Origin of the sequence: Mesorhizobium sp. LCM 4577, assembly GCF_001854795.2 — a bacterium.
GTDB lineage: Bacteria > Pseudomonadota > Alphaproteobacteria > Rhizobiales > Rhizobiaceae > Mesorhizobium > Mesorhizobium plurifarium.
In genome coordinates, this window is the sequence record NZ_MDDU01000035.1 from 20,811 (window position 1) to 45,949 (window position 25,139).

16 protein-coding genes are annotated in these 25,139 nt (G+C 64.0%); 4 read left to right on the forward strand and 12 right to left on the reverse strand.

Annotation, left to right across the window (positions count from 1 at the left end):
- Window position 1: 1 nt before the first annotated feature.
- Window positions 2-2,443, reverse strand: a complete 2,442-nt coding sequence (locus LCM4577_RS25030; RefSeq protein ID WP_071073963.1) for an ATP-binding protein — start codon at window positions 2,441-2,443, stop codon at window positions 2-4.
- 164 nt (window positions 2,444-2,607) lie between these two features.
- On the opposite strand from LCM4577_RS25030, the gene LCM4577_RS25035 reads away from it, so the two are divergent.
- Together LCM4577_RS25035 and LCM4577_RS25040 are read left to right on the forward strand one after the other, a co-directional pair.
- Window positions 2,608-3,570 (forward strand): beta-1,6-N-acetylglucosaminyltransferase, encoded by a 963-nt coding sequence (locus tag LCM4577_RS25035; RefSeq protein ID WP_071073964.1) that lies wholly within the window; start codon window positions 2,608-2,610, stop codon window positions 3,568-3,570.
- 65 nt (window positions 3,571-3,635) lie between these two features.
- A complete protein-coding gene (locus LCM4577_RS25040; RefSeq protein ID WP_082369821.1) occupies window positions 3,636-3,977 on the forward strand; it encodes a hypothetical protein in 342 nt (113 codons plus the stop codon).
- Between the two features lie 22 nt (window positions 3,978-3,999).
- Here LCM4577_RS25040 and LCM4577_RS25045 read toward each other — a convergent pair whose 3' ends face one another.
- The 4 genes from LCM4577_RS25045 to LCM4577_RS25060 all read right to left on the reverse strand — a co-directional run bounded on the left by LCM4577_RS25045 (window position 4,000) and on the right by LCM4577_RS25060 (window position 9,443).
- Window positions 4,000-5,619 (reverse strand): ABC transporter ATP-binding protein, encoded by a 1,620-nt coding sequence (locus tag LCM4577_RS25045; RefSeq protein ID WP_071074158.1) that lies wholly within the window; start codon window positions 5,617-5,619, stop codon window positions 4,000-4,002.
- A 17-nt stretch (window positions 5,620-5,636) separates the two neighbouring features.
- Window positions 5,637-6,761 (reverse strand): ABC transporter permease, encoded by a 1,125-nt coding sequence (locus LCM4577_RS25050; protein WP_040991266.1) that lies wholly within the window; start codon window positions 6,759-6,761, stop codon window positions 5,637-5,639.
- Window positions 6,754-7,677, reverse strand: a complete 924-nt coding sequence (locus LCM4577_RS25055; RefSeq protein WP_041002282.1) for an ABC transporter permease subunit — start codon at window positions 7,675-7,677, stop codon at window positions 6,754-6,756. The genes LCM4577_RS25050 and LCM4577_RS25055 overlap by 8 nt, the downstream gene beginning before the upstream one ends.
- Window positions 7,678-7,850: 173 nt before the next feature.
- Window positions 7,851-9,443, reverse strand: a complete 1,593-nt coding sequence (locus tag LCM4577_RS25060) for a peptide ABC transporter substrate-binding protein (protein WP_071073965.1) — start codon at window positions 9,441-9,443, stop codon at window positions 7,851-7,853.
- A 171-nt stretch (window positions 9,444-9,614) separates the two neighbouring features.
- Here LCM4577_RS25060 and LCM4577_RS25065 point away from each other — a divergent pair, with 171 nt between their 5' ends.
- Together LCM4577_RS25065 and LCM4577_RS25070 are read left to right on the forward strand one after the other, a co-directional pair.
- Entirely contained in the window at window positions 9,615-10,184 is a 570-nt protein-coding gene (locus tag LCM4577_RS25065; RefSeq protein WP_244508428.1) for a TadE/TadG family type IV pilus assembly protein, read from the forward strand.
- Between the two features lie 20 nt (window positions 10,185-10,204).
- On the forward strand, window positions 10,205-11,947 hold the full coding sequence (locus LCM4577_RS25070; protein WP_244508429.1) for a pilus assembly protein TadG-related protein: 1,743 nt from the start codon (window positions 10,205-10,207) through the stop codon (window positions 11,945-11,947).
- A gap of 8 nt (window positions 11,948-11,955) precedes the next feature.
- On the opposite strand, the gene LCM4577_RS25075 is transcribed toward LCM4577_RS25070, so the two are convergent.
- The 7 genes from LCM4577_RS25075 to LCM4577_RS25105 form a co-directional block, all read right to left on the reverse strand.
- Window positions 11,956-13,611: an alpha-glucosidase family protein gene (locus LCM4577_RS25075; protein WP_071073967.1), complete on the reverse strand. Its 1,656-nt coding sequence runs from the start codon at window positions 13,609-13,611 to the stop codon at window positions 11,956-11,958.
- Entirely contained in the window at window positions 13,611-15,611 is a 2,001-nt protein-coding gene (glgX, locus tag LCM4577_RS25080) for a glycogen debranching protein GlgX (protein ID WP_071073968.1), read from the reverse strand. The genes LCM4577_RS25075 and glgX overlap by 1 nt, the downstream gene beginning before the upstream one ends.
- Before the next feature lie 199 nt (window positions 15,612-15,810).
- Window positions 15,811-17,439 (reverse strand): alpha-D-glucose phosphate-specific phosphoglucomutase, encoded by a 1,629-nt coding sequence (locus LCM4577_RS25085; RefSeq protein ID WP_071073969.1) that lies wholly within the window; start codon window positions 17,437-17,439, stop codon window positions 15,811-15,813.
- Between the two features lie 3 nt (window positions 17,440-17,442).
- Window positions 17,443-18,888 carry a glycogen synthase GlgA gene (gene glgA / locus LCM4577_RS25090; RefSeq protein ID WP_071074159.1) on the reverse strand — a complete coding sequence of 482 codons (1,446 nt, stop codon included), beginning with the start codon at window positions 18,886-18,888 and terminating at the stop codon, window positions 17,443-17,445.
- Window positions 18,889-18,980: 92 nt separating this feature from the next.
- Entirely contained in the window at window positions 18,981-20,249 is a 1,269-nt protein-coding gene (gene glgC / locus LCM4577_RS25095) for a glucose-1-phosphate adenylyltransferase (protein WP_071073970.1), read from the reverse strand.
- A gap of 63 nt (window positions 20,250-20,312) precedes the next feature.
- Entirely contained in the window at window positions 20,313-22,526 is a 2,214-nt protein-coding gene (glgB, locus tag LCM4577_RS25100) for a 1,4-alpha-glucan branching protein GlgB (RefSeq protein WP_071073971.1), read from the reverse strand.
- 74 nt (window positions 22,527-22,600) lie between these two features.
- Window positions 22,601-25,063, reverse strand: coding sequence for a glycogen/starch/alpha-glucan phosphorylase (locus LCM4577_RS25105; protein WP_071073972.1), 2,463 nt, complete (start codon window positions 25,061-25,063; stop codon window positions 22,601-22,603).
- Window positions 25,064-25,139: the final 76 nt, after the last annotated feature.

A 25,139-nucleotide genomic window follows, 5' to 3' on the forward strand; every position in this document is an offset into this window, starting at 1 on the left:
GTTACTCCTTGGCTTGCGCGGTGGCCTCGGCGCCCTCGCGGGCCGAAGCCAACATGTTCCTGACCAGCTTCGCGACGTCGATCTCCGACGCCTTGGTCTTGGTCATGATCGCCTGGACCCGATCGCCCAGCTTGTCGTCCAGCTCCGCCGCTGAAAACACGATAACCCCTGTTTCGAGCGGCAGATCGGCAAGCAGGTCCAACCCCGATCCGTCGGGGAGCGCGATATCCAGGATGACCAGATCGAAGCGATGGTTCGCGATTGCCTGCTGCGCGTCCTTCAGCGTTTTCGCCGAGATAATCGAGACACCCGAACCCAAACCCTCCGACATCACCGCAAGCACGCCCTCGTCGTCCTCGACATGTAGGATCTTCGGCTTCAGCTCGACCCTGCGGCCGACGATCTTTGCCAAAGCGGCGTGAAGACGCTTCGGATCCACAGGCTTCTCCAGCCAGTCGACGATGCCGACGGCGGTGCCGTTCAGCGAGCGTCTGGCTTCGTCGGCGACGGCGGAGATGACGATGACCGCAATGTCGGAATTGACCTTCGACGCCCTGATATCATGGAAGAGCTTGATGCCGGATTCCCCCGCCAGCTTGATGTCGAGCGTCAGCGCCACGTAATCGCGGGAGTTGAGCAGCGCCTTGGCGGTGTCGATGTCGGGGGCGACGTCGCTTGAGAAGCCTTCCGCTTCGAGAAGCGCTGCGATCACCGCGGCGACATCGGGCTCGTCCTCGCAAATCAGGACACGCAGGCGGCGATCGCGCTTCTTCGACCGGCGCTCGACAAGGACCGGTTTCGCCTCTTGCCTCTGCGCTTCGGCAAGGTCGACGTGAAACGACGTTCCCTTGCCTTCCTCCGTTTCGAAGGAAACAGCGCCGCCCAGCTTTTCGACGATGGTCTTGACGATGCTCAAGCCTAGACCGGTTCCTCCCTTCCTGCGGGTGCTTGACGCGTCGGCCTGCTCGAACTTGCCGAATATGCGGCTGCGGAACGCTTCGGGAATGCCGGCGCCCTGATCGATCACGGAGACGCGCAGCATGTCGCGATCGCGGCGCTGCAGCTTCACCATCACGGTGCCGCCGTGATCGGAGAACTTGATCGCATTGGACAGGAGGTTCGCCATCACCTGGTGCAGGCGGTCAGGGTCGATATTGGCCTCCGCGCGCGGCGCATCGTCGACGAGGACGATGCGTATCCTGCTCTCGGCCATGTAATTGGAGCTGGCGGCGATGGCCTGCTCCAGGACCGGACGCAGGGGCATCTGCTTGATCTTGAAGCTGATGACGCCCGATTCGATCTTCTCCATGTCGAGGATGTCGTTGATGAGAAGGACCAGCCTCTCGCTGTTGTTGTGGGCGATGTTGACGAGATTGGCGGCCTTGGGCGGCAATTCGCCCGCGACGCCCGCCGCGATCAGCCCGAGCGAGCCGCGAATGGATGTCAACGGCGTGCGCAGTTCGTGGCTGACGGTCGAGATGAAGTCGTTCTTGAGCTGCGCGTTTTTCTTTTGCTCGGTGATGTCGCGGTTGTAGGTGATGACGCCGACGACCTTGCCGGTCTCGTCGCGAAAGGGCGCCTTCAAGGTGTAGAGCCAGCCCTGGCTGCCGTCCGGGAAAAGCGCGGGCTGGTCGATGCGCAGTGTCTGCCCCGTTTCCAGTGGACCTAATTCATCCTGCCTGAAGCGCTCGGCGACATCCTTCGGATAGAAATCAAAATCCGTCTTGCCGATAAGGTCCTCCGGTGAGGCTGCGCGCATCATTTCGGCGGTGGCCGGGTTTGCAACGACGAAGCGGCCGGCGGCATCCTTCACGTTGAGGCAATCCGGCAGCTCGCGAACCATGGCACGGTAGATCATGTTGGACATGGTGAGATCGCGACGCCGCTGCTGCCGATCGAGCAACACGCCGATGATGAAGGTGCCGATGAACCGGAACACCACGGACGGGAGCGTGCTCTGCTGAAGGAAGCCTGCGAGGACCTGCTGGGGAATGACCACAAGCGTGATCAGCCCGGCAAGCGCGACCGTCACGCCGAGGCCGAGTATGTCGAGCATGGTACGCGAGCGGACCGCGACGACATGGTGCCAAGCCAGCCCAGCGACGGCCGTGATCAGGATGCTCATGATGCCCACACTCGTGCCCTGCCCGCCAAGATAGGCGCGATAGGCAATGGAGCCGGCGGTCGCGACGAACATTGCCGGCCATCCGCCGAAGAAGGCGGCCGCGCCAATGAAGGCGGCCCGCAGATCGACGACGAAGCCCGAGACGGACAAGGCCGTCGCCATGGAGATGACCGAGCCAGCGCACATGACCATGCCGAGTAACAGCGACTGTATCAGCCGTGGAAGACGTCCGGTAAAATCAGCCAAAAGGTCCCAAGCGACGACCAGGATGGAGACCAGGGCAAGATTAGCGAGGAGTGATCGCCAGATTTCGGTCATGACTTTCCTGCTCCTTTTCTCCGATGAATATAGGCAAAACCTATCCGAGGTCTAAAGAGCCAGATCGCAGCTGTCCGCGTCGCGCCCTAAGGAATGCTCCCGCAGCTATCGCTTCCGCCACGAATTTCTGAACATCGGCACCGGCGGCGACGAACCCGTTGCGGATGGCCCGAAGGGTCGGTAAGGGCTGTGCGCGCGGCATGGAGGCGAGAGAAATCGTGCGAAGTGATCCAACCGATATAGGACTGGGCTTTGCCATCCTGGCTCACCGCCAACTCGGTCACACCGAGCGGCTGATCCGGGCGATCTCGCGGCCACAGGACAGGATCGTCGTCCATCTCGATACGAGGGTTGGCGCTCCGGCAATTGCCAGCTTTCAGACCCGACTTTCCGACCTGCCGAACGTAGACGTGTTCAGCATGGTGGCCTGCCGGTGGGGAGGCTACTCTATCGTCGAGGCGACCCTCCAGGCCCTGCGACGCCTGCTCGATCACCCATTCCTGTATGGTTCGCTGCTAAGCGGCGCCGACTACCCCGTGCGAAGCATCGACGACTTCGCGACATATCTTCACCAGAACCATCCTCAAGAATACGTCCTGGTCACGCATGAAGGACTGCCAGGCGAAACACCGGACAATCTCAGCAACAGGTTCTCCTGCTATTGGCCATATGAACGGCTGGTATCGTCCCGCCGCAAACGCCTGTCGAGCATCCGCCTGCAAGGCGCGCTGGGCATTGACCGAAAGCTCCCGGCCGGTCTGCTGCCCACATTCGGTTCGCAGTGGTTCACGCTCACCCGCAAAGCGATCGAGACAGTTGTGCAAGGAATGCTCGACCCCGAGATCAAGCGGTTCTTTGCGTGGACGGCAATCCCCGACGAGATGGAGCCCCATATGCTTTTGCGCAACAGCAAATACTGGGGCAACCGCGCGACCGACAATCTGCGCTACACCGCGACGGACGAGAATGGCCGCTTTCCCAAGCTCCTGACCCGCACCGATCTTCCGGATATCCTCAAGTCCGGAGCGTTCTTCTGCCGCAAGATCGAGCACGGGGAAGATGCCGGACTCTGTGATCAACTGGACGACCTTCGGGCGCGCAGCAGAGGATTCGAGGCTGCCAATTGAGACAAGATGGCCCTAGGCGGCTATGCTGGGCCTCGCGCCGTCACCGCGTCGACCGAGGAGCAAGAATGAAATTCATGCCGATGACAGCCTTGCCGCTCATGTTGACCGCCATTCTGCCGCTCGCCGCAGGCTGCTCGTCGACCACCGCGTCGATCAGCCCGGCGAAATACGACAAGATGGACTGCCCCGAGCTCAACAATGCGGTCGGCGACACCGCCACCGATATTTCACGCACCGCAATCGCCCGCGGCAAGGTCGCCAATACCTCCGTGCCAACGTGGTTGCTTGGCGGCGAGCGCGTGAAGACGGCGGTCGCCAACCGCGAAACCGCCCGGATCGACAGGCTGCAGCAACAGCAGCAGGTGATCGTCGCGACGCGAAAGCAAAGGTGCCCCTCCGCGCAGTGAGGCGAGCCGGACCGGACCGGCTTCAAGCGCTGATGCGGAACCGTGTCGAATCGATCGCGGCGTTCATCAGCGTCTGGGTGTAGGCTTCGCGCGGATTGTCGAAGATCTCCTGCGTCGGGCCTTCCTCGACGATCTTTCCCTGCTTCATGACGATGATGTAGTCGGCCATGGCGCGCACCACCGCGAGGTCATGGCTGATGAAGAGGTAGGAAAGTTCGTGATCGGCCTGCAGCTTGCGCAGCAGCTCGACGATCTGCTTCTGCACCGAGCGGTCGAGCGCCGAGGTCGGCTCGTCCAGCACCACCACTTTCGGCTTCAGGATCATGGCGCGGGCAATCGCGATGCGCTGGCGCTGGCCGCCGGAGAATTCGTGCGGGTAACGGTTGCGCGCGTTGGGATCGAGGCCAACCTCGCGCAGCGCCTCGACGGCGCGCTGGTCGCGCTGCTTGCCGGTGAGCGAGGGCTCATGCACCAAAAGGCCCTCGGTGATGACCTGGCCGACGGTCATGCGCGGCGACAGCGAGCCGAACGGATCCTGGAAGACGAGCTGCAATTCGCGCCTCAGCGGCCGCATCGCCTGGCGGTCCGCCTCGGAAATGTCACGGTCGCTGAAGCGGATGACGCCGTCGCTGGGGAGCAGCCTCAGCAGCGCGCGGCCGAGCGTCGACTTGCCCGAGCCGGACTCGCCGACGATGCCGATGGTCTGATTGCGCTTCAGCCGGACCGAGATCTTGTCCACCGCGCGCAGCATCAGCGGTTCGCCGCCGAGGAAGCCGCCGCCGATCTTGAAGACGACCTCGACATTGCGGCCCTCGAGCAGCACCGGCGAATTGGCAGGCGGCGGCGCCTTGCTGCCGGTCGGCTCGGCCGCGAGCAGCATCCTGGTGTAGGCATGCTGCGGATTGGCAAAAAGCGCTTCCGCCTGGCCCTCCTCCACCACTTCGCCCTGACGCATGACATAGACGCGATCGGCGAAGCGGCGCACGATGCCGAGATCGTGGGTGATGAAGACGATCGCCATACCGAGCTTGCGCTGCAACTCTGCCAGCAGCATCAGGATCTGYGCCTGGATGGTAACGTCGAGCGCCGTCGTCGGCTCGTCGGCGATCAGGATGTCGGGGTCGTTGGCCAGAGCCATGGCGATCATGACGCGCTGCCGTTGGCCGCCCGACATTTCGTGCGGATAGGATTTCATCCGCCGCTCGGGATYGGGTATGTGCACCAGCCTCAAGAGCTTCAGCGCTTCTTCCCGTGCAGCCGGCGCGGAAAGCCCGCGGTGCCGGCGAATCGGCTCCATCAGCTGGTTGCCGATGGTGTAGAGCGGGTCGAGCGAGGTCATCGGCTCCTGGAAGATCATGCTGATCTTGCGGCCGCGCACCTTGTTGAGCTCGCTCTTGGTCATCTCCAGAAGATTGCGGCCGCGATAGTCGACCTGGCCGGTGGCCTCGCCGTTGGAGGACAACAGGCTCATCGCCGCCATCATCGTCTGGCTCTTGCCGGAGCCGGATTCGCCGACGACGGCGACCGTCTCGCCGGCATTGACCTTGATGTTGATGCCCTTGACCGCCTCGACGGTGCCGTCGAGGGTCTGGAAGCGGACGCGCAGGTCCTTGACGCTGAGGATCGTTTCGGGAGCGGTCATGTCAGCGGTCCCCATCGTCATCGATCCTTGGGATCGAGCGCGTCGCGCAGACCGTCGCCGACGAAATTCAGCGCGAACAGTGTCGAGACGAGGAAGAAGGCCGGGAACAGGAGCAGCCAGTTGGCGTAGCCGATGTTCTTGGCGCCGACCGAGATCAGCACGCCCCAACTGGTCATCGGCTCCTGCACGCCGAGGCCGAGGAAAGAGAGGAAGCTTTCCAGGATGATGACCTGCGGCACCAGCAACGTCATGTAGATGACCACCGGTCCGAGCAGGTTCGGAATGACGTGACGCAAGAGGATGCCGCGCTGGCCGACGCCCATGGCTTCCGCCGCCTGGACATATTCCTGCCGGCGGATCGACAGCGCCTGGCCGCGCACGATGCGGGCCATGTCGAGCCACAGCACAGCGCCCACCGCCAGAAACATCAGCACGAAGTTGCGGCCGAAGAACACCACGAGCATGATGACGAAAAAGATGAAGGGCAGCGAATAGAGCACGTCGACGATGCGCATCATCACCTCGTCGACCCTGCCGCCGGCGAAGCCCGCGGTCGCACCGTAGATGACTCCGATGACACCAGCGACGACACCGGCAAGCAGGCCGATCGCCAGGGATATGCGTCCGGCCATCAGCGTGCGCGAGAGCAGGTCACGGCCGGTGTTGTCGGTGCCGAAGAAGAAATATTGCTGCTTCACGGCCGAGCTCATCGTCATTTCGCGGCCGTCGGGCGACTTGTTCTCGATCCTGGTGTCGTCGAAGGCGTCGGAGCGGTCGAGATAGCGGATGTTGCGGTCGTCGATGGGCTTGGTCGCGGTGATGGTGACGATGACGCGATTGCCGTCCTGGTGCCATTCCTTGATGTCGGCGCGCATGCGCTTGATAGCGTCACCCAGCGCCCCCTGGATCATGTCCGGCTTCGGATAGGCCGAGAGGCTTGGCGGCGTGCGCACATAATCGCCATAGATGGTGGTGTATTCATGCGGCACGACCATAGGGCCGAACACGCTGATGACGGCGATGAAAGCCAGATAATAGAGGCTGAGCATGGCGGCGCGGTTGCGCTTGAGCCGCGCCCAGGCATTGCCCCAGAGTGAGCGGCCGACGATCGGCTCGGGCACGGCGACGGCAAGTTCAGTCATAGCGCACCCTCGGATCGACGACCGCGTAGAGCAGGTCGACGATCAGGTTGAAAACGATGGTGAAGAGCGCGATCACCACCACGGTTCCCATGACCAGCGTGTAGTCGCGGTTAAGCGCTGCATCGACGAAGTAGCGGCCGACGCCGGGAATGGAAAAGATTGTCTCGACGATGATCGAGCCGGTCAGGAGCGCGGCGGCCGCCGGACCCGTGAAGGAGACGATCGGCAACACCGCGCCGCGTAGCGCGTGCTTGACCACCACCGACCAGTCGGAGAGGCCGAGCGCGCGGGCGGTGCGGATATGGTGCGAGCGCAGGCTCTCGATCATCGAGCCGCGCATCAGCCGCGCGACGATGGCGATCTGCGGCAAGGCGAGCGTCAGCACCGGGCCGACCTTGTTGATCAAGGCGCCGTCACCCCAACCGCCGATCGGCAACAGCTTCCAGGAAAGCCCGAAGACGAGCTGGATCACCGGGGCGGTGACGAAGGTCGGGATGGTGCTGCCGGCGGTTGCCAAGGCAATCACCGAATAGTCGGCTATTTTATTCTGGTTGAGCGCCGCGATCGTGCCGAGAATCGAGCCCAGCAGCAGCGCCAGCACCAGCGCCGAGGTGCCAATCTGCACCGAGATCGGTAGGCCTTTGGCGAAGAGCTCGGTGACGGTGAAATCCGGCAGGTTGTAGCTCGGGCCGAAACTGCCGCGCAAAAGATTGCCGAGATAATGGACATATTGCAGCCAGAGCGGATCGTTGAGGCCGAACTGGGCTTCGAGATTGGCCCTGATCTCGGGACTCAGGCCCCGTTCCTGGTTGAACGGGCCGCCTGGCGCGACGCGGATCAGGAAGAACGCCACAGTCACGATGACGAATAGCGTCGGGATGGCGGTCAACAGCCGCCGGAAGACATAACGCAGCATCGGCGCCCCGCTTCAGCCAGGGCGACAGCTCTCCAGACGAGACCGTGGCGCGCTGGCATCTCTGATCTTCGCACCGGGCAGCCTGAAAATCCAACCCGACTTTCGGCCCGGCACGACGACAGACCGCGGCCGCCGCTCCCAAAAAGGAGCGGCGGCACGGCCAAGGTTACTTGTCAGTCCTTGGAGATGAAGCGGGACGGGTGGATGTCCATGACGTTGTCGTCGAAGCCATGCAGCTTCGAGGACACGATGTCGTGGTAGCTGTAGTAGAGCAACGGGATCTCACCGACATCGTCGACGAGGATACGCTCGGCCGCGGCGAGGTCCTTCATGCGCTCCTCAGGCTTGCCGCCGGCGGCGGCTGCCTTGTCCATGGCGGCCTCATAGGCCGGGCTGTTGTAGTTCGAGTAGTTGTTGCCGCTCGCCTTGCGCGAGATGCCGAGGAACGTCTCCGGATCCTTGTAGTCGGCGATCCAGGCGGCGCGGGCGACGTCGTAATTGCCCTTCTGCTCGAGGAAGCCGTAGTGGGTCTTGGTATCGGTGTTGAGCAACGTCACCTCGACGCCGAGCGGCTTCAGCTGTTCCTGGATGGCGACCGCGGTGTTCTTGTGGTTTTCCGAAGTATTGTAGCGGATCTCMATCTTCAACGGATGCTCGGGCGTGTAGCCGAGCTTCTCCAGGATCTTCTTGGCCTCATCCTCGCGGTCGATCTGCGGCATGTCCGCGTATTTGGCCAGCGCCGGGGTGTAACCCTCGATGCCCGGAGGCACCATCGAATATCCAGGCAGCATCGAGTTCTGCCAAACCTTCTCGGCGAGGAAGTCGCGATCGATCGCCATCGAGATGGCGTTGCGCAGTTCGACATTGTCCCAAGGCGCCTTGTCGGTCTTGATCGCGTAATAATAGGTGCCGAGATATGGCCCCACGCGGACCTGGTCACCAAACTTGGTTTTGAGATCGGCGAGCTGTTCGGTCGGCAGGTCGCCATAGCTGTCGAGTTCGCCGGCCTCGAAACGCTTCATCGCCGATGAGCGATCCTCGGTCGGAATGTAGTTGACCACGTCGAGCTTGACGCTCGCGGCGTCCCAGAACTTCGGGTTCTTGACCAGTTTCATATGGTCGTTGGGAACCCACTCCGCCAGCGTATAGGCGCCGTTGGAGACCAGCTTGCCAGGCTTGATCCAGTCGGCGCCGAGCTTGTCGATGGAAGCCTTGTTGACCGGATAGGTCGCCTGGTGGGTCAGCATCTCCAGGAAGTAGGGCGTCGGCGCCTTGAGCGTGACTTCAAGCGTGTTGGCGTCGATCGCCTTCACGCCCATATCCTCGGCCTTGCCTTTCTTGGTGTTGAAGTCCTCGGCGCCCTTCACCGGATAGAGCATCGAAGCGTATTCCGCGGCGGTGGCCGGATCTTCCAGCCGGTGGAACGAATAGACGAAGTCGTCCGCCGTCACCGGTGTGCCGTCCGACCAGAGGCCGTCCTTGCGCAGCTTGAAAGTGTAGACAGTGCCGTCGTCGGAGACCGTCCAGCTTTCGGCGGCGCCCGGAATGAGGTTCGTCTTCTGGTCATGCATGACGAGACCCTGGAACAGGTCGCGTATGATATCGGCTTCGTAGACCGTCGACGTCTTGTGCGGATCGACCGTTTCCGCCTCGGCAGCGGCCCCGCGGTTGTAGACGGTTTCGGCAAAAGCATGCGTGTAAAAGGAGCCTGTGGCCAGAGCCATGGTGGTGGCGAACGCCGTCGCCTTCAGCATGTTTTTCAGCATGAAGTTTCTCCCTGTCGGCGCAGCCCCTCAGCCGCGCCTTCTTAAGTTTTGACACCCCGGAACCGTTGAAACGGCCCCGTTTCAGGCGTGCCGCCGGTCCCATCCGGCAGCTGGTGGCAGGAGACTAGACAGAGGGAAATCTTATTTCAACCATTGCCTGCTTGACGCAGAGTGAGCGTCATCACGCTAAAACAGCGAAAACTAAAGCTTAGAGCTTGTCTTCAACTTGGCACACCTGCCGGTTGTTCGACGCGTTTTCTGTTTTTGCAGGCAGGTTTTGGCATTCTCCGCATCATGCTGAAAAACCGAAAATTCCCTGCTTCGTGGTGTCGTTTCCGGGCTGACGCCACGGGCACATCGGCAATCGAATTCGCCATGCTTGCGCCGATCTTCATCCTGCTTCTGCTCGGCATGGTTGCATACGGAATCTATTTTGGCGCCAGCCACTCCGTGCAGCAGATCGCCGCCGACGCGGCGCGCACGGCGATTGCCGGCCTGAACCAGACCGAGCGACAGGCGCTGGTCACCGATTTCATCGCACACGACGTCTCGGGCTATCCCTTCGTCGATCCCAACAAGCTGACCGTCAAAGCGCAGGACAGTGTCGCCGACGGCAGCCAGTTCGTGGTTTCGGTCACCTACGATGCACGCAACCTGCCGATCTGGAACCTGTTCAAGACGCTGCCGCTGCCGGGCACGACGATCCAGCGCCAGTCGACGATCCGTGTCGGAGGCATATGATGCCGGTCAAGGGGGGATTGATGGCGGCGACGCGTAGGCTCGTCGCCGACCGTAGCGCGAATTTCGCCGTCATGACGGCGCTATGCGCGCCGGTGGCGCTGGCGCTGACCGCCTTCGCGATCGACGAAGGCTCGCTCTACAACGAGCGCCGGGCCGCGCAGTCGATCGTCGACCTTGCCGCCATCGCCGCGGCCTCGAACATCACCAATGCCCAGCAGGCGGTGCTGACGACGCTCGCCGACAATGGCATCACCTCGGTCGCCGTACAGCAACAAGGCACCACTGTGGCGCCGACCGCCACCAAGGCTGTCGTCCAGATCGTGCCGGGGCGCTACACGGGCGTCAGCACCATTGCCGCCGGCAGCCGGTTCGAGGCGGGCAAGCTGCCCTACAATGCCGTGCAGGTTTCGCTGAAGAAGCGAGGCACGCTCTACTTCGCCGGCTCGATCATGGCGCCGCCCACCCTCGGCACGACCGCAATCGCCAGTGCGCAGCCGCAAGCGGCGTTTTCGGTCGGCTCGCGGCTTGCCAGCCTCAATGGCGGCATTCTCAACGCGCTTCTCGGCGGCCTTCTCGGCGGCAACATCTCGCTCAGCGTGATGGACTACAATTCACTGGTGTCGGCCGATGTCGACGTTCTTTCGTTCACCGACGCGCTGGCGACGCAATTGCACCTGACCGGTGTGAGCTATTCCGACGTGCTCGCCTCCAAGGCAACGATCGGCCAGATCGCCACCGCCATGGCCAACGTGCCCGGGTTGGACCGCACGGCCAAGATCGCCCTGCAGACCATGGCTTCCAGCGCCACCAACACCGTCAAGATTCCGCTCAGCACCCTCATCGATCTCGGCTCCGTCGGCGATCTCGGCATCGGGCAAAAGCCGGCCGGGCTGTCGGTCAATGCCAGCGCGCTCACCATGCTCACCGCCGCCGCCGCTCTGGCCAACGGCACGAACCAGGTCGCGGTCAATCTCGGCGCCACCATACCGGGGCTGGCATCGACGACGCTTGCGATCGCCATCGGCGAGCCGATGCAGAACTCGGCCTGGCTGGCGGTGGGAGAAGCCGGCACCGTGGTGCGCACGGCGCAGACCCGCATCAAGCTCAACGCCAGCGTTACGCTCGGCAATTCCAATCTCGGCGGCGGCATCAACCTGCTTGCCGTCAACCTGCCGCTCAATGTCGAAGTCGCCTATGCGGAGGCCAAGCTGACCGATATCACCTGCCCGACCGGTCCCTCCAGCATCAAGGTCTCGATCGCCGCGCAGCCGGGCGTGGTCGTAGCCCATCTCGCCAACAGCAGCGCCAGCGGTTTCGCCGACTTCACCAAGCCGCAAACCTTTTCCGACGCGGAGATTGCGGATGTCAGCCTCAAGCTGTTGCTGATCAACCTCAATCTGCTGCAGATCACCGGATCGTCGGCCTTCTCGGCCACCAACATGACGCCGACCACACTGACCTACAACGCTACCGACATCGCCAACAAGGCGATCAAGACGGTGTCGACGAAGAACCTGACGCAGTCGCTGACGACATCGCTGGTCAACAAGCTGTCGCTTTCGGTCAACGCGCTGGGGCTCGGCCTCGACGTGACCGCCCTGCTCGGCACGGTGAAACCGGCGGTGACGACGCTGCTCAACGGCGTGACCGCGCCGGTGGACAGCCTGCTCTACAATGTGCTCGGCGCGCTTGGCGTCCGGGTCGGCGAGGCCGATGTGCGCGTGACCGGCGCGACCTGCGGTCGCTCGGTGCTCGTCCAGTAGGTCAAGCGTCAGCCAACTCTGCCGACGAAACTGCCCAGAGGCGGCAGCGCCACCGCGCTCTCCTCGACGACACCGGTAAGAACGCCGGCGGCGTCGATGTCAAAGGCCGTTATCTCGGCCTCGCCGATCTCCGCGGGCAGCGCCCAACCTGTGGCCTCGGCCGAGAAATTGAAAACGCAAAGCAGCCTTTCGCCGTCGCGCTCGCGCAGGAAAGCGAGCACATCGCCGTCGGCATCGAGAAAGCGGATCGAGCCTTCGATCAGCGCCGGATGGGCTTTGCGCAGGGCAAGGATCGACCGATAGGCGGCAAGCACCGAACGCTCCTCGCCATTCTCGACGTCGACCGCCCGGGCGCGATGCGCCTGCGGCACCGGCAGCCAGGGCTTGGCCGTCGAAAAACCGGCATTCTCGGCCTCCGCTTCCCAGACCATCGGCGTGCGGCAGCCGTCCCTGCCCTTCACGCCCGGCCAGAAGCGAATGCCGACGGGATCGCGCAGATCCTCATAGGCGAGCTCCGCCTCCTCCAGCCCCAGTTCCTCGCCCTGATAGAGGCAGATCGAGCCGCGCAGGCATGACAGCAGCGCGATCGAGAATTTCGCCACCGCGTCGGAGCTCTCGCCGGGCCGCGTCCAGCGGCTGACATGGCGCACGACATCATGGTTGGAGAAGGCCCAGCAAACCCAGCCGTCCGGGGCGGTCGTCTCGAACGCCTCGACGCAGCCGCGCACATGGGCGGCGGAAAATTGCGGACTGAGCAGGTCGAACGTGTAGCACATCTGCAATTTGTCGCCGCCGGAGACATAGGCGGCGAGCGTCTGCAGCGAACGCTCCTCGTCACCCACCTCGCCGACCGCGGCGCGGCCCGGATATTCGTCAAGCAGCGCGCGGAAGCGTTTCAGGAAATCGAGGTTCTCGGGGCGCGTCTTGTCGAAGAGATGCTCCTGGAAGGCATAGGTGCTGGTCGCCCCGTTGGTGCCGGCGACGCTTGAGGCCAAAGGCGGGTTGTCGCGCAGCCAGCGGTCGTGGACATAGTAGTTGACCGTATCGAGCCGAAAGCCGTCGACGCCGCGCTCCAGCCAGAAGCGCACGGTGTCGAGCAGCGCGTCCTGGACCGCCGGGTTGTGGAAATTCAAGTCCGGCTGGGCGGCCAGGAAGTTGTGCATGTAATATTGCCGGCGGGTGGCGTCCCACTCCCAGGCGGGGCCGCCGAACAGCGATTGCCAATTGTTGGGCGCGCTGCCGTCCGGCTTCGCATCGGCCCAGACATACCAGTCCGCCTTGGCGCTGTCGCGGCTGGCGCGGCTTTCGACGAACCATTCGTGCTTGTCGGAAGAGTGCGAGATCACCTGGTCGATGATGAGCTTCAGGCCGAGCCGGTGCGCCTCGGCGACCAGCGCATCGAAATCCTCCAGCGTCCCGAACATCGGATCGACATCGCGGTAGTCCGACACATCATAGCCCATGTCGGCCATCGGCGACTTGAAGAAGGGCGACAGCCAGACCGCGTCGACACCGAGCGAGGCGATATGGGCGAGCCGCGCGGTGATGCCCTTGAGGTCGCCGCTGCCGTTGCCGGTCGTATCCTGGAATGAGCGCGGATAGACCTGGTAGATGACGCAGCCGCGCCACCATTCGCTCCCTTGCCCGGAATTGTCGCCAGCCATCACGAGCCCTTCCTGTTGCCTGATCCAGCGGCACGCCGCTCGATCATGAAACCGACACTGCGGCCGGGTAACGGCCGCGCAAGATCGACCGGCTGCGTCTCGACCGCCGGGAGCCACTCGAAGCCATCCCGCGCGGGCAAGGTGAAGACGCATTGCCGGCGGTCGCCATTGATCATCACGGCAAGGCGGCCGCCCTCGTTGTCGCCGAGCAACATGACGAGGCGATGGCGGCCGGGATCGTTCCAGTCGGCCTCGCCGGGCGGCGCGCCGGTCTCGGTCAGCCAGGCGACGTCGGGGATTTCCGATCCGTCGGCGGGCTCGCCGGTCAGGAAGTGCGTATCCGTCAGCGCAGGAAAGGCCCGGCGCAGCGTAGCGAGCGACGATGCATATTGCTCGAGCGCGTGATCGCGGCCGGCCCAGTCGAGCCAGGTGATGGCGTTGTCCTGCGCATAGGCGTTGTTGTTGCCTTTCTGCGTGCGGCCGAACTCGTCGCCGGCCGTCAGCATGATGGTGCCGCGCGAGGCGAAAAGCGTGGCGAGCAACGCGCGCCGGTCGCCGGAACGGGACACGCTGATCGCCTCATCGCCCGTTTCGCCCTCGACGCCGTTGTTCCAGGACAGATTGTCGTTGTGGCCGTCGCGATTCTGCTCGCCATTGGCTTCGTTATGCTTGCGCTCGTAAGCGACGATGTCGGCCAGCGTCATGCCGTCATGCGCGGCGATGAAGTTGACCGTGCGGCTGACCGGACCGTCCTCCCTGCCGAAGACATCCGAAGAACCGGCAAGCCGGGTGGCCAAGGCGCCGATCGCGCCGGCATCGCCGCGCCAGAAGCGCCTGACATCGTCGCGGTAGCGGTCGTTCCATTCCAGATAGGGCGGGCGGAAATTGCCGAGCTGGTAGCCGTTCGGGCCGATATCCCACGGTTCGGCGATCAGCACGCGGTCGGCGAGCACAGGATCACCGGCAATGTCCCGGAGCAGCGGCGCTTCCGGATCGAAAGCGCCGTCGACGCGGCCGAGCACCGGCGCCAGATCGAAGCGGAAGCCGTCTACGCCGGCGAAGCGGACGAAGTGGCGCAGCGTATCGAGCACCATCTCGCGCACCACCGGATGGTCGCAGGCGACGGTGTTGCCGGTGCCGGTGTCGTTGACCAGCCTGCCATCCGGCTGATGCCGGTAGTAAGCCAGCGCGTCGAGCCCGCGCAGCGACAGCGTCGGCCCGAGCCGGTCGCTCTCGCCGGTGTGGTTGAAGACGAGGTCGAGGATGGTGCCGATGCCCGCCTTGCGCAGCGCGGCGACGGTGTCGCGCAACTCCTTAAGGCCGCCAGGCGCCAGGCGTGGATCGAGCGCCATGAAGGTGACGGGATTGTAGCCCCAGGCGTTGCCGAGGCCGAGCGGCGGCAGATGCCGCTCGTCGATCCATGCGGTGACCGGCATCAGTTCCACGGCCGAGACGCCGAGACGCTTCAGGTGCTCGATGATGGCCGGATGGGCAAGCGCCGCGACGGTGCCGCGCTGCGCTTCCGGGACGTCCGGGTGCAGCCTGGTGAAAGAGCGGACATTGAGCTCGTAGATCAGGCCGCCGGGTTGGAACAGCGGCGGCTTGGCCGGCACCGGCTTGGGCAGGGACCGCGCTACGGCCTTCGGCATCAGCGAGGCTGTATCGGCGCCTTCGTTGCGTTTGGCGGCAAGCCGCCAATGGTATTGGTATGGACGATCGACCTCAACGGCATAGGGGTCGGTGAGAAGCTTATCCGGGTCGAACCACAGACCCCGTTCGGGCGCGTAGTCGCCGTCGGCGCGAAAGCCGTAACGCGTGCCGTCGCCGAGGCCAGAGACAAGCAGCGCATACACGCCCTCGCCTTCCGGCTTCAGCTCCAGCCGATCGAGTTCGCGAGCCCCGCTGTCGTCGAAAAGCGAGACCCAGAGGCGTCGCGCCGATGAGGACCAGACGGCAAAGCGGATGCCGTCGGGTGTGATGGTGGCGCCGAGCTGGGTCATGCGCGCGCCTCCCCTTCTCCCCTTGTGGGAGAAGGTGGATCGGCGCGCAGCGCCGAGACGGATGAGGGGTGTTGGAAGGAATGAGGCGCCGGTGCTTCAGGCGTCGGTGTGCGCCAAGCTGGAGCACCCCTCATCCGTCCGAGCTTCGCTCGGCCACCTTCTCCCACAAGGGGAGAAGGGGGAGCCTTCTCTTGCACCCTCAAGTAATCACGCTCGGCTTGTCGCGGCCGGTGTGGCTCTTGATGCCGGCGATGTCGTCGGCGGCGGCGATCAGATCGGCGAGCGCTTCCTGGGTGTCGAGGTCGTGGCGCGTCTTCTCCGGCTCGTAGCGCTCGATATAAACGCGCAGCGTCGCACCCGAGGTGCCGGTGCCGGAGAGGCGAAGCACGACGCGCGAGCCGCCTTCGAACAGGATCCGGATGCCCTGATGCTCGCTCACCGAGCCGTCGACCGGATCGTGATAGGCGAAATCGTCGGCCTTGGCGATTTTCAGGCCGCGCATGGTCGAGCCCGGCAGCGAGCCGAGCTTAGCCCGCAGTTCGTCCACCAGCGCGTTGGCGCGATCGCTTTCGACCTCCTCATAATCGTGGCGCGAATAGTAGTTGCGGCCGTAAGTCGCCCAATGCTTGGTGACGATGTCCTTGCAGCTCTCGCCGCGCGCGGCGAGGATATTGAGCCACAAAAGCACGGCCCACAGCCCGTCCTTCTCGCGCACATGGTTGGAGCCGGTGCCGGCGCTTTCCTCGCCGCAGATGGTCGCCATGCCGGCGTCGAGCAGGTTGCCGAAGAACTTCCAGCCGGTCGGCGTCTCGTAGATGCCGATGCCGAGCTTTTCGGCGACGCGGTCGGCGGCGCCGCTGGTGGGCATTGAGCGGGCAATGCCCTTCAAGCCGTCCTTGTAGCCCGGCGCCAGTTTGGCATTGGCGGCAAGCATCGCCACCGAATCCGACGGCGTGACGAAGATGCCCCTGCCGATGATCAGGTTGCGGTCACCGTCGCCGTCGGAAGCGGCGCCGAAATCCGGCGCGTCGGGCCCCATCATCTCGTCATAGAGGTGCTTTGCGTGGACCAGGTTCGGATCGGGATGGTGGCCGCCGAAATCCGGCAGCGGCTTGAAGTTGCGGCAGGTGCCGTCCGGCGCGCCGAGGCGGCGTTCGAGGATCTCCTTGGCATAGGGACCAGTCACGGCGTGCATGGCGTCGAAGCGCATGCGGAAGCCCGACTTGAAGAGCTTACGCAGCGCCTCGAAATCGAACAGGCTTTCCATCAGCTCGGCGTAATCCTTGACCGGGTCGAAGATCTCGACCGTCATGTCGCCGGCTTTTACCGTGCCGATCTTATCGAGGTCGATCTCGCCGATATCGGCGATCTTGAAGCTCTTGATCTCCTTCGACTTGGCGAAAATCGCGTCGGTGATCTTTTCCGGCGCCGGGCCGCCATTGCCGGCATTGTACTTGATGCCGAAATCCTCATGCGGGCCGCCCGGATTGTGGCTGGCCGACAGGATGATGCCGCCGAAGGTCTTGTATTTGCGGATGATGTTGGAGGCGGCGGGTGTGGAGAGAATCCCGCCCTGCCCGACCATCACCTTGCCGAAGCCGTTGCCGGCGGCAATCGCGATGGCCTTCTGGATGACCTCGCGATTGTAGAAGCGGCCGTCGCCGCCGATCACCAGCGTCTTTCCCTCAAAACCGTCCAACGCATCGAAGATCGACTGGATGAAGTTCTCGGCATAGTGCTCCTGCTGGAAAACGGGCACCTTCTTGCGCAGGCCGGACGTGCCTGGCTTCTGGTCGGTATAGGGTTTGGTGGGGACGGTTTTGATCATGCCTCAGGCAGCCCTTTTCGAAAGCAGCAAGCGATAGAGTTCAACGTATTTTTCGGCGCTCCTGTCCCAGGAGACATCGGCCTTCATGCCCTGGCGCTGGATCGAAGCCCAGACCGCCGGCCGGGCGTGCTGCTCGACCAGCCGCTGGATGGCATGGAGCATCGCGCCGCCATTGTTGGGCGCGAACTGGAAGCCGGTGGCGACACCGGCCGACAAGGCGGCCTCGTTGGCGTCGATGATGGTGTCGGCCAAACCGCCGGTCCTGGCGACGACCGGCACACAGCCATAGCGCAGGCCGTAAAGCTGGGTCAGCCCGCAGGGCTCGAAGCGGGACGGGATGACGATGGCGTCGCAGCCGCCCTGCATGACATGCGAGAGGCCTTCGTCATAACCGACGACGACGCCGACGCGGCCGCGGTGCCGCGCCGCGGCGGCAAGCAGCGTGCCTTCAAGGCCAGCGTCGCCCGAGCCGAGGATGACAAGGCGCGCGCCAGCGGCGACGATCCCGTCGACGACCGCGGCCAGGATGTCCATGCCCTTCTGCCAGGTCAGCCGGCTGACGACGCAGACGATCGGGCTGCCGTCCGCCTCCAGACCGAACCGCTCTTCGACCGCCTTGCGGTTCTTGGCGCGCGCTGCAAGCGTATCGGCCGAATAATTGGCGACCAGATGCTTGTCTGTCTGAGGGTTCCAGATGTCGACGTCGATGCCGTTGACGATGCCGTAGAGGTCGCTGGCGCGCATGTTGATCAGGCCGTCGAGGCCCATGCCGAATTCCGGCGAACGGATTTCCTGCGCATAGGTCGGGCTCACCGTGGTGATCGCCCAGGCGGCCTGGAGACCGGCCTTCAGGAAGCCGACGCCGCCATAGTATTCGACGCCGTCGAGCTGCATCGCCACGCCCGGCAGGCCGAGCTCGCCGAAGATGCCGGCGCCGAACTGCCCCTGGAAGGCCAGATTGTGTACGGTGATCAGCGACGGCACGCCGACCGCCTTGCCGTAGCGCATATAGGCCAACGTCATCGCCGACTGCCAGTCATGCGCATGCACGATGTCGGGCTGGTAGCCGGAGATCGCGCCGCCCGCGATGTCGCCGCCGGCCTGGCTGAGCGCCGCGAAGCGGCGCCAGTTGTCGGGCCAGTCGGCGCCGGAAGCGGTGCCGTAAGGGCCGCCCTGGCGATCGAACAGATGCGGCGCGTCCAAAATGAAGAGGTCGAGATCGCCGATCTTGACGGCATGGATCGCAGCCTTGCCGCCTTGCAGCAGCGGATACTGGTAGACGGGTTTCTTCTTGGCGAAAGCCGCCATCACGACGGGATAGCCGGGAACCAGCGTGCGCATCGCCACGCCCTTCCCGGCCAGCGCGATCGGCAGAGCGCCGGTGACGTCGGCAAGCCCGCCGGTCTTGATCAGCGGAAAGATTTCGGGCGTGACCGACAGAACCTGCATGCGCTCCACATTCCGATCTCAACGTGACAGGTCAAAGTGACAATCTGTTGATCAAGCCGTCAACCCGATAGGGTTGATCGGCAAGACCGACCCTACGGGGTCGACAGCTTGTTGATCATGTCCTGCGTGATCAGGCAGATGCCCTTTTCCGATACGCGAAAACGCTTGGCGTCGAGCGCCGGATCCTCGCCGACCACCAGCCCCTCGGGAATCTGCACGCCGTGGTCGATGACGACGCGCGTGAGGCGGGCGTTGCGGCCGACGGTAACGTCGGGCAGCATCACCACTTCCTCGAGCTTGGAGTAGGAATTGATGCGGGCGCCGGTGAAGATCAGGCTGCGGCGGAGCGAGGCGCCGGAGACGATGCAGTCGCCGGAGACCAGCGAGGAGATCGCCTCGCCGCGGCGGCCGTCCTCGTCATGCACGAACTTTGCCGGCGGCTTCAATTCAGCATAGGTCCAGATCGGCCAGTCGCGGTCGTAAAGGTCGAGCTCGGGCGTGACGTCGGTCAGGTCGATATTGGCTTCCCAATAGGCGTCCACCGTTCCGACGTCGCGCCAGTAGGGCTCGGCCTCATGCGAGGAGCGCACGCAGGACTTGGCGAAGCGGTGGGCGATCGCCTTACCGTGCTGCACGATATAGGGGATGATGTCCTTGCCGAAGTCGCGGCTGGAGCCGGGCTCGGCGGCGTCGCGGCGCAGCTGCTCCATCAGGAACTTGGTCTTGAAGACATAGATGCCCATCGAGGCGAGCGCGAACTCCGGCTTGTCCGGGATGCCCGGCGGATCGGCCGGCTTTTCGACGAAGGCGATGATGTTGTCCTTGGCATCGACATGCATGACGCCGAAGCCGGTCGCCTCCATGCGCGGCACCTCCAGGCAACCGACGGTAACATCGGCGCCGGCGTCGACATGCTGGCGCAGCATCAGCTCGTAGTCCATCTTATAGATGTGGTCGCCGGCGAGAATCACCATGTATTCGGGGCCGTAGGCCTCGATGATGTCGATGTTCTGGTAGACGGCGTCGGCCGTGCCTTCATACCACTGGGTCTCCGAGACGCGCTGCGATGCCGGCAGGATGTCGAAGCTTTCGTTTCGCTCGGGCCGCAGGAAGTTCCAGCCGCGCTGCAGGTGGCGGATCAGCGAATGCGCCTTGTACTGGGTGGCGACGCCTAGGCGGCGGATGCCGGAGTTCAGCGCATTGGAGAGCGCAAAGTCGATGATGCGCGTCTTGCCGCCGAAATAGACGGCGGGCTTGGCGCGCCGGTCGGTCAGCTCCTTGAGGCGGCTGCCGCGGCCGCCGGCCAGCACATAGGCCATGGCATCACGCGCCAGCGGCTGGGTTCTTTTGATCTCTGCCATTTTGTTACCCTCCCAAACAAGCTGCCCGGACCGTTGCAAGGRCAGGATGAGACATCATCTGCTTCAGTCCGTGACGAATTCCAGCATGATCGTCGACAGCGGCGGCAGAAGCATCGTCGCCGATACGCCGCCCCCTTCGCCGCTCGCCTCGACCATGCCGCCATTGCCCATGCCGGAGCCGCCATAGTCGGCGGCATCCGTATTGATGATTTCGCGCCATTTTCCCGCCTGCGGCAGCGGCACGCGATAGTTCTCGCGCGGCACCGGCGTGAAATTGGCGATGACGGCGATCGGGTTGCCGTCCGGCGCGCTGCGCAGCCAGGCGAAGACCGAATTGTCACGGTCGTCGACGATCAGCCAGGAGAAGCCCTCCGGCTCGCAGTCGCGCGCATGCAGCGCCGGGCGCGAGCGGTAGAGGTAGTTCAAGTCGCGCACGGTCTGCCAGACGCCGCGATGCGGCGCGAATTCGAGCAGGTTCCAGTCGAGCGCGCGTTCCTCGCTCCATTCGCGGCGCTGGGCGAATTCCTGGCCCATGAACAACAGCTTCTTGCCGGGATAGCCCCACATGAAGGCGTAATAGGCGCGCAGCGTGGCGAACTTCTGCCAGTCGTCGCCGGCCATCTTGTGGAGCAGCGTGCCTTTGCCGTGCACGACCTCGTCATGCGACAGCGGCAGCACGAAATTCTCAGAAAAGGCGTAGACCAGGCCGAAGGTGATGTCGTTGTGGTGGTGCTTGCGGAAGATCGGCTCCTTGGAGAGATACTCCAAAGTGTCATGCATGAAGCCCATGTTCCACTTGAAGCCGAAGCCGAGCCCGCCCTCATGCACGGGACGCGACACTTTCGGCCATGAGGTCGATTCCTCGGCGATCGTCATCACGCCGGGGTGGTGGCCGTAGAGCTCCTTGTTCATCTTCTGCAGGAAGGAGACGGCCTGCAGGTTCTCGCGCCCGCCCTTCTCGTTGGGGATCCACTCGCCCGCCTTGCGCGAATAATCGAGGTAGAGCATCGAGGCGACCGCGTCGACGCGCAGGCCGTCGACATGGTATTTCTCGGCCCAGAACAGCGCGTTGTTGACCAGGAACGACACCACCTCGCGGCGGCCGAAATTGTATATGGCGGTGTTCCAGTCCGGGTGGAAACCCTGGCGCGGGTCGGCGTGCTCGTAAAGCGCGGTGCCGTCGAATTTCACCAGCCCATGCTCGTCGACCGGGAAATGCGCCGGCACCCAGTCGAGGATGACGCCGATGCCGGCGCGGTGCGCGCCGTCGACGAAGCGGGCGAAGCCGTCGGGATCGCCGAAACGGGCCGTCGGCGCATAAAGGCCGGTGGTCTGGTAGCCCCAGGACGGATCGTAAGGGTGCTCCGAGATCGGCAGGAACTCGATATGAGTGAAGCCGGTGTCGACCACGTAGGGGATCAGCCGCGCGGCGAGCTCGTCCCAGGACAGGAACGTGCCGTCGTCGCGGCGCTGCCAGGAACCGGCATGAACCTCGTAGATCGAGATCGCCTCGCGCCGCGGATCGGCCTTGCGCCAGTAGCCGCGATGCGCCTCGTCGCCCCATTGATGCGCCATCGGCGGCGCCGTCACCGAAGCGGTCGCCGGGCGCAGTTCCGACTCGAAGGCGAACGGGTCGGCCTTGAGCGGCAGGCGCACGCCGTCAGGCCCGATGATCTCGAACTTGTAGGGCTGGCCGGCGACGAGATCGGGGATGAACAGCTCCCAGATGCCGGTGTCCTTGCGGTCGCGCATGGTGTGGCGGCGGCCGTCCCAGTCGTTGAAGGCGCCGACCACCGAGACGCGCCTGGCATTGGGCGCCCAGACGGCGAAATGCACGCCGGTCGCGCCCTCATGATCGATGATGTGGGCGCCGAGCTTGTCGAAGAGCCGTAAGTGCGAGCCTTCGGCCATATAGTAATCGTCCATCGGGCCGAGCACCGGACCGAAGGAATAGGGATCGGTCAGCCACCAGTCGCCGCCGGCATTCCTGGCGTGATAGCGCAGCGGCTGGCGCTTGCGGATCGAGATCTTGCCCTCGAAGAAGCCGGCGTCGTCGCGGCGGGAGAGCTCGCCGATCTCCTTGCCGGTCAACGTGTAGGCGGTGACGAATTCGGCATTGGGCACGAAGCAGCGGGCGACGAAACCCTTGCCGGCCTCCTGCACGCCCAGAACCGCGAATGGGTCGCCATGCGTTCCGGCGACAATCGCCGCGACATCGCCGGCTGGCGCCAGTCCGTCCGGCCCGCTTGTCGCAGCGGTCGCGCGCGGCTTCCTCATCAGGCGGTGTTCCCTCCCCGGGCACTATCTTGTTTTCTGCGAGACCACATTGGTCGTGGCCTCATGCAATCACATCAAACGGGTACGTTCCAGATTTCTTTCGCATATTGGCGGATCGTGCGATCGGACGAGAACCAGCCGACGCGGGCGACGTTGCGGATGGCGCGGGCGTACCAGTCGGGGCTGTTGCGCCAGACGGCGTCGACCTCGCGCTGGCAGGCGGCGTAGGAATCGAAGTCGGCGGCCACCATGAACCAGTCGCTCTGGTAGAGGCCGTTCATCAGGTCGCGATAGCGGCCGGGATCATCGGGCGAGAAGACGCCGGAGGAAATGGCGGACACCGCCTGCGACAGCTCGGGCGAAGCCTCGATCACGCCACGCGGATTGTAGCCGTTGTTGCGCCGCTCGGCGACTTCGGCCGTGGTGAGGCCGAAGATGAAGATGTTGTCGTCGCCGACATGCTCCTTGATCTCGACATTGGCGCCGTCGAGTGTGCCGATGGTGAGCGCGCCGTTCAGCGCGAACTTCATGTTGCCGGTGCCCGACGCCTCCATGCCGGCGGTCGAGATCTGCTCGGAGAGGTCGGCGGCCGGCATCATCACCTCGGCCAGGCTGACATTGTAGTTCGGCACGAACACGACCTTCAGCAGGCCGCGCACCGACGGATCGCCGTTGATGACTTTCGCAACGTCGTTGGCCAGTTTGATGATCAGCTTGGCGTTGTGGTAGCTCGGCGCCGCCTTACCGCCGAAGAACTTCACGCGCGGCATCCAGTCCCGCTCGGGATGCGAGCGGATCTGATCGTAGAGCGCGATCGCCTCCAGGATGTTGAGCAGCTGGCGCTTGTATTCGTGGATGCGCTTGACCTGGATGTCGAACAGCGCCGACGGGTCCAGCCTGATGCCCAGACGGTCTGCGACGAGGTTGGCGAGCCGCGCCTTGTTCTGCCGCTTCACGGCGGCGAACTTTTCGCGGAAAGCCGCATCGTCGGCCAGAGGATCGAGTCCCTTGATCGCCTCGATGTCGTCCATGAAGCGGTCGCCGATCGCCTCGCGGGCGAGCGTGGTCAGGCCCGGATTGCACTGGATCAGCCAGCGCCTGGGCGTGATGCCGTTGGTCTTGTTGTTGATGCGGTCGGGATAGAGCTTGTGGAGATCGGCGAACACCGTTTCCTTCATCAGCTCGGTGTGCAGCGCCGAGACGCCGTTGATCGAATGCGAGCCGACGAAGGCCAGATTGCCCATGCGCACGCGCCGATCGCCATTTTCCTGGATCAGCGAGATGCGGGCGATCTGATCGCCCGAGAACTGGTTGGTGGCGCGGGCCTCGAGCAGCACCTGCGCGTTGATGGCGTAGACGATCTGCATGTGGCGCGGCAAAAGCCGCTCGAACAGCGGCACCGGCCAGCTTTCCAGCGCCTCGGGTAACAGCGTGTGGTTGGTGTAGCCGAAGGTGCGCTTGGTGATGTCCCAGGCAAGGTCGAAGTCCATGCCGTGGACGTCCATCAGGAGCCGCATCAGCTCCGGCACGGCGACCGCGGGATGGGTGTCGTTGAGGTGGATCGCCGCCTTGTCGGGCAGCGATTTCAGGTCGCCATACTGGCTCAAATGCCGCTGGACGATGTCCTGCAGCGAGGCGGTGGAGAAGAAATATTCCTGCCGCAGCCTCAGCTCCTGGCCGGCCATGTGAGAATCGGCCGGATAGAGCACGCGCGACAGCGCGTCGGCCTTGTTGCTTTCGGCCAGCGCGCCGATGTGGTCGCCGGCGTTGAACTTGTCGAGCAGGATCGGGTCGATCGGCATGCCGGACCAGAGTCTCAGCGTGTTGACGCGCTTGGCGCGCCAGCCGGCCACAGGCGTGTCGTAGGCGACGGCCAGCACATGTTCGGTCGGCTTCCAGACATGACGTTCGAGCCGGCCATCCTTGGAGGTAATGGACTCCACCGAACCGCCGAAGCCGACCTCGAAGGAGCGCTCGCGCCGCTCGAACTCCCAGGGATTGCCGTGGTCGAGCCAGGTCTCGGGCAGCTCGACCTGCCAGCCGCCCTGGATTTCCTGGCGAAACATGCCGTTGGCATAGCGGATGCCGTAGCCATGGGCGGGGATGTCGACGGTCGCCATGCTTTCCATGAAGCAGGCGGCGAGACGRCCGAGACCGCCATTGCCGAGTGCTGCGTCCGGCTCCAGCGCCGCGATCAGGWCGAGGTCGACGCCGAGCGAGGACAGCGCCTCGCGCATGTTCTCCATCAGGCCGAGATTGGAGAAGGCATCGCGCATCAGACGCCCGATCAGGAATTCCAGCGAAAGGTAATAGACGCGCTTTTCCTGCTGGTCGTAGGCTTCCTTGGTCGCCTGGATCCAGTGGTCGACGATGCGGTCGCGCACCACCTTGATCGAGGCCGTCAGCCAGTCATAGGGCGTCGCGACAGTGGTGTCCTTGCCGACCCGGTATTTGAGCGACAGCAGGACCTCTTCAGCGAGCGTCTTGGGATCGGGATTGTCGAGGACAGGGACTTCGATCGTCATGGCGGATGTCATTTCGCCTCTCGTTCATTTAGCCTGATCATAGCGGCTTTCGCCGCTCCTCCCAGCCCATCCTATCGCATTGCAGCAT